At 55.5% G+C, this 6,000-nt stretch carries 4 protein-coding genes; 1 reads left to right on the forward strand and 3 read right to left on the reverse strand.

All coding sequences use genetic code 11. The features are described from left to right. Positions 1–37: 37 nt before the first annotated feature. From ACT53G_RS11565 to ACT53G_RS11575, 3 genes are all read right to left on the reverse strand, one after another. Positions 38–373 (reverse strand): hypothetical protein, encoded by a 336-nt coding sequence (locus tag ACT53G_RS11565; RefSeq protein ID WP_313984976.1) that lies wholly within the window; start codon positions 371–373, stop codon positions 38–40. 240 nt (positions 374–613) lie between these two features. Beyond that, positions 614–1,354, reverse strand: a complete 741-nt coding sequence (locus ACT53G_RS11570; RefSeq protein WP_194748946.1) for an LrgB family protein — start codon at positions 1,352–1,354, stop codon at positions 614–616. After that, a complete protein-coding gene (locus ACT53G_RS11575) occupies positions 1,347–1,715 on the reverse strand; it encodes a CidA/LrgA family protein (RefSeq protein ID WP_194748945.1) in 369 nt (122 codons plus the stop codon). The genes ACT53G_RS11570 and ACT53G_RS11575 overlap by 8 nt, the downstream gene beginning before the upstream one ends. A 215-nt stretch (positions 1,716–1,930) precedes the next feature. Between ACT53G_RS11575 and metH the strand changes: the two genes are divergently transcribed. Beyond that, positions 1,931–5,719, forward strand: coding sequence for a methionine synthase (gene metH, locus ACT53G_RS11580; protein ID WP_476169470.1), 3,789 nt, complete (start codon positions 1,931–1,933; stop codon positions 5,717–5,719). Positions 5,720–6,000 lie beyond the last annotated feature (281 nt).

The following is a 6,000-nucleotide window of genomic DNA, read 5'->3' on the forward strand; positions in this document are numbered from 1 at the left end:
TCGGGTAGTAACAGCATGCGCATGGGCACAGAGTGGCCTAAACAGATGCGGGGGGAGCCCGTGAGTGCAGGTGGCGAACCACCGTGCGGTGTTTAATCAGGCGCTGACGTGGCAAAGCCAGTAGCGCAAACGGAATCACGCAGGCAATGACGAAGCTTGCGGGCAGGTTAATCAAAGGCAATAATGAGGGAAACGGCGATTCACCATCGGCGGAAGGTTCGCTAATCTCGGCAATCCGCACGCGCACCACATCATCACGGTAGCTGGAGTGGTCAGAGAACTCTGCCACCAGGGCCACCCCGAGCACAGCCAGCAGCACTGTGACGACCCACAGTCTGAGCTTGTATGCGGCTGTATTCAGAGGTTTATCCATATATTCAGTGAATGGCTATCATCAATGGTTGTTAGTATGGGGTGTATGTTTACGGTTTATTGCTGTGATAAGGCACTGTTTTCACTGGCTAATCGTTTTGATCAGCCAGGTGACGCTTTCACACATTGATCGCCGTAAATGGGATTTACAATGCTTACATTAAACCCTTTTACGTTTGGAATGACAATACGATTTTGCGCCAAGTTCGGCCAAAATGGCCGTTTGTAAGCTGGGTGTCAGCTAGAAGCCCAAATGTGGCCGTAAATAGGTCAATACGATGGGCAGGCCGATGGCGCTGATCACGCCATTGAGCCCCATCGCCATGCTGGCAAACACCCCGGCCTCTTCATTGACACTAAACGCGCGCGTAATGCCCAGACCATGCGCGCCCACCCCAATCGCCGTGCCGCGTATCCACCACTGCTGAACTTTGACCGCATTGAGGATATACGGGGCCAGAATCGCCCCCAGCATGCCGGTGATCACGGTAAACACCGCCGTCAGTGTCGGCGACACGTTCAGGCGCTCGGCAATGCCCATGGCAATCGGCGCCGTCACCGATTTGGCATACATGCTGCCCACAATGTTGTCGGTCGCGCCCATCAGCTTGGCAATCGCCACCGCGCTGGCAATAGACACCGTACTGCCCACGGTGAGCGCCACCCAGATGTGAAAAATCTTGCCTTGCATGCGCTTGAAGCCGTTGTATATCGGCACTGCCAGGGCGACGGTCGCCGTGCCCAGCAAAAAGTGCACAAACTGCGCACCTTCAAAGTATTTTTCATACGGCATGTCCAGCAGGTCTATGGTCAGGCAGGTGAGCAGCACCGAAATCGCGACCGGATTGACCAGTGGGTGACGCTTGGCGCGCACATACAGCAGATAACCGAGCTGGTAACTGGCCAGCGTAATAATCAGCGCAAACAGTGGGTCACCCGACAGGTAGACCCAGATTTCGGCAATTGGCAGGCGCTTACTCATGGCGGTGCCCCTTATTGCGCTTGAGTGAAACATACCAGAATAGTTTGAGCACAATGGCGGTGACGGCAATGGTCAGAATCACGCTCACCAGCAGGGCAGTGCCTACCGCCAGGGCATGCGTTTGCAGCTCGGGCAAAAACAGCAGCACGCCGACCGAGGCGGGTACAAACAACAATCCCAGATGCTGGCGGAAACTGTCGGCCACCAGGCCGAGGTCGGCATTCACCTGCCCACGGGCACATAAAAACACCAGCAAGAGCAGCAGGCCCAGCACCGGTCCGGGGATGCCGGGTAAAAAGAATTTACTGAGCAGCTCGCCCAGCCCCTGCCATAAAAAAAGTTGTACCAAGCCTGAAATCATCTGTGAGTCCGTTTGTATGTGTGGTCCCTGCGTGATGGATAAAGCCATACGCCGTTGAGTCAGCGCTATGTTAAATGCATTTTTTTATTTCGCCTATCCGGTTTAGGCGAGCTCGGGATTTCCACCCAATGCTCCAGATTACGCCTTGCGCCGACAGGCAAGGAGCCGCCTTGTGCTTGTGATAAAATATCGCTTTTGTTTTCAAGTTGATACGCATGACGCAACTGCCGGTTTCCGCGACTGAACAATGGCTCCGTGAGGCGCTTTCCCAACGCATCCTGATTCTGGATGGTGCCATGGGTACCATGATCCAGCGCTACAAATTGACCGAGGCCGATTACCGTGGCGAGCGCTTCAAGGATTTTCAGGGCCCGGCAGGCGAACGCGAGCTGTTTGTCAAAGGCAACAACGAGCTGCTGACCCTCACGCAACCGCAGGTGATTCAGGAAATCCACGAGCAATACCTGGCGGCCGGGGCCGACATCATTGAAACCAATACCTTTGGTGCCACCAGTGTGGCGCAAGACGATTACCATATGGCGCATCTGGTATATGAGATGAACGTCGAAGCCGCCAAGCTGGCCAAGGCCGCCTGCGTCAAATATAGCACGCTGGACAAGCCACGTTTTGTGGCAGGCGCCCTCGGGCCCACGCCAAAAACCGCTTCCATCTCGCCGGATGTCAACGACCCCGCGGCCCGTAATGTCAGCTTTGACCAGCTGGTGACTGCTTACCTGGAGCAAATCCGTGGCCTGGTCGAAGGCGGCGCCGATATCCTCATGGTGGAAACCATTTTTGATACGCTTAACTGCAAGGCCGCGCTATTTGCCATCGACAGTTTCTTTGAAGAACAGGGCAGGACCTGGCCGATCATGATCTCGGGCACCGTGACTGATGCCTCTGGCCGTATCCTCTCCGGCCAGACCGTGACTGCCTTCTGGCATTCAGTGCGCCATGCCAGACCGCTGACCGTCGGCCTCAACTGTGCACTGGGTGCGGCCCTGATGCGCCCGTATGCCGAAGAGCTGAGCAAGGTCGCCGATACCTTTGTCTGTATCTACCCGAATGCGGGCCTGCCCAACCCGATGTCAGACACCGGCTTTGACGAAACGCCGGATATCACGGCCAGCCTGGTCAAAGAATTTGCGCAAAGCGGCTTTATCAATATTGCCGGTGGCTGCTGCGGGACTACGCCGCCACATATCAACGCCATTTATAACGCGATTAAAGACCTGCCACCACGCCAGCTGCCAACCTTACCGGTGACGACCAAGTTGTCAGGCCTGGAACCGTTTGTGATTGATGAGCAGTCGCTGTTCGTCAACGTGGGTGAGCGGACTAACGTCACCGGCTCGAAAGCGTTTGCGCGCATGATCATCAACGAGCAATACGAAGAAGCGCTCAGCGTGGCGCGCCAGCAGGTGGAAAACGGCGCGCAGGTCATCGATATCAACATGGATGAAGGCATGTTGGATGCGGTTAAGGCCATGACGCATTTCCTCAACCTAGTCGCTTCCGAGCCGGACATCGCCCGCGTGCCCATCATGATCGACTCCTCCAAATGGAGCGTGATTGAAGCCGGCCTGAAATGCGTGCAGGGCAAGGCCATCGTCAACTCGATTTCGATGAAAGAAGGCGAAGCCGAGTTTTTGCGCCAGGCCAAATTGTGCCGCCGCTACGGCGCTTCCGTCATCGTCATGGCGTTTGACGAAAAAGGCCAGGCCGACACGTTTGAACGCAAAACTGAAATCTGTAAGCGTGCTTACGATTTGTTAGTCAGCACTGGCTTTCCGCCTGAAGATATTATTTTTGACCCGAACATTTTCGCCATTGCCACCGGCATTGAAGAACACAACAATTACGCTGTGGACTTTATCGAAGCCACACGCTGGATCAAGCAGAACCTGCCCTATGCGCGTATTTCCGGCGGGGTGTCCAACGTCAGTTTCAGCTTCCGCGGCAACGAGCCAGCGCGAGAAGCCATTCATACCGTGTTTCTCTACCATGCGATTAAAGCCGGCATGACCATGGGCATCGTCAACGCAGGTATGGTCGGTGTGTATGACGATATTGAGCCTGAGCTACGCGAGCGCGTCGAAGACGTGGTGCTTAATCGCGTGGTGGATCCTGACAATCCATTAGCGGCCACCGAGCGCATGATAGAAATCGCCGGCACGTTGGTCGCAGGCGGCAAAAAAGCGGAAGCGACGCTGGCCTGGCGCGGCACCCCTGAAAACCCGGTGCCTGCCAATAAGCGCCTCGAATATGCGCTGGTGCATGGGATTACCGACTTTATCGTCGCCGACACTGAAGAAGTGCGTCAGGACATCATGAGCAAGGGCGGCCGTCCGATTCACGTGATTGAAGGGCCACTCATGGATGGCATGAACGTGGTCGGTGACCTGTTTGGCCAAGGCAAGATGTTTTTGCCGCAAGTGGTGAAGTCCGCGCGTGTGATGAAATCCGCCGTGGCGCACCTGATCCCGTTTATTGAAGAAGAAAAAGCTGCCGAAGAGCGCCGCACAGGCATGGTCGCCAAGCCCAAAGGCAAGGTCGTGATCGCCACGGTGAAGGGCGATGTACACGATATCGGCAAGAATATTGTGTCGGTCGTGCTGCAGTGCAACAACTTCGAGGTGGTGAACATGGGCGTCATGGTGCCCGCCGCTGAAATCCTGGAGATGGCCAAACGCGAGAATGCGGACATCATCGGCCTGAGTGGACTGATTACACCATCCCTCGAAGAAATGGCCTACATCGCCAAAGAGATGCAGCGCGACCCGCACTTTGTCGAGCAGCAAACCCCCTTGCTGATCGGTGGCGCGACTACCTCACGTGCGCACACCGCGGTGAAAATTGCACCCAATTACACCGGCCCGGTCATTTATGTGCCCGATGCCTCACGCTCGGTCAGCGTCATGCAAAACCTGCTCACGCCAGAAACGCGCGGGGCTTACCTGGCCGAGATTCAGGCCGACTATGAAAAAGCCCGCCAGCAACACGCCAATAAAAAAGGCGTGCCCATGCTAAGCCTGGCTGAAGCACGCGCCAATGCCGCACAACTCACTTTCACGGGTGACCATGCGCCACTGAAACCCAAGTTTATCGGCCGCCGCGTGTTCAAAAACATCGACCTCGCGCTTATCGCGCAATATATCGACTGGGGCCCGTTCTTTCAGACCTGGGACCTGGCCGGGTTTTATCCCGCCATCCTGCAAGATGAAGTCGTCGGTGAAGCCGCGACCAAGGTGTTTGCCGAAGCGCAAGTCATGCTTAAGCGCATCATTGATGGTCGCTGGCTTAGCGCCAATGGCGTCATCGCCTTGCTACCTGCCAACCAGGTGAATACGGACGATATCGAAATCTACACCGACGACAGCCGCAGCCAGGTCGCATTGACCTGGTACGGTATGCGCCAGCAAACGCAAAAACCGGTGATCGACGGCGTCGCCCGCCCCAACCAGTGCATGGCCGACTTTATTGCGCCTAAAGGGGTCGACGATTACATTGGCCTGTTTGCCGTCACGGCGGGTCTGGGCATGGAAAAACGCCTGGCCGAGTTTGAGAAAAACCACGATGACTACAACGCCATCATGTTCAAGTCACTGGCCGACCGTTTGGCTGAAGCTTTTGCCGAATACATGCACGAGCGTGTGCGCACTGATTTCTGGGGCTATGCCGCCGATGAAGACTTGAGCAACGAAGCGCTGATCAAAGAGCAATACCGCGGCATCCGCCCGGCGCCTGGCTACCCGGCCTGTCCGGACCACACCGTGAAGTCCGAGATGTTCAAGGTGTTGCAGGCAGAAGAAATTGACATGCAACTCACCGACAGCTACGCCATGATTCCGGCGGCGGCTGTCAGTGGCTTCTACCTCGCGCACCCTGAGTCGCGCTATTTCAGTGTCGATAAGATTGGCAATGATCAGGTGGAAGACATGGCACAGAGAAGGAATGTGGATAAGGCTTGGTTGGAGCGGTGGTTAGCGCCTAACCTGGGGTAAAGGGGTTGATGGCAGATAAAAAAGCGCACACTAGTGCGCTTTTTTGTTGGGTTTAAAAGGTCATGATATGGATTGGCAGGCCGCTGATTGGCTCAAAATGAGACTCTTAGGAGGTAGGGTGGGCATGCATGCCCACGCGGATGATTTCTTGTCGTATGGTATGGTCTTTTTCGCCTCTAGGCGAGTGACTTTTCTTTGCTTGCCCTGTATAGACCGGAGACATAGGTGACACATGTACTAGGACATGGTTGACACATTAATGTGTTTTTCATGTTTGTGTA

This window comes from Methylophilus sp. DMC18 (assembly GCF_056314005.1).

Bases quoted from the DNA above. Each gene is read 5' to 3' on its own strand.
- ACT53G_RS11570 (WP_194748946.1), bottom strand. From the start codon at position 1,354: ATGAGTAAGCGCCTGCCAATTGCCGAAATCTGGGTCTACCTGTCGGGT.
- ACT53G_RS11565 (WP_313984976.1), bottom strand. From the start codon at position 373: ATGGATAAACCTCTGAATACAGCCGCATACAAGCTCAGACTGTGGGTC.
- metH (WP_476169470.1), top strand. From the start codon at position 1,931: ATGACGCAACTGCCGGTTTCCGCGACTGAACAATGGCTCCGTGAGGCG.
- ACT53G_RS11575 (WP_194748945.1), bottom strand. From the start codon at position 1,715: ATGATTTCAGGCTTGGTACAACTTTTTTTATGGCAGGGGCTGGGCGAG.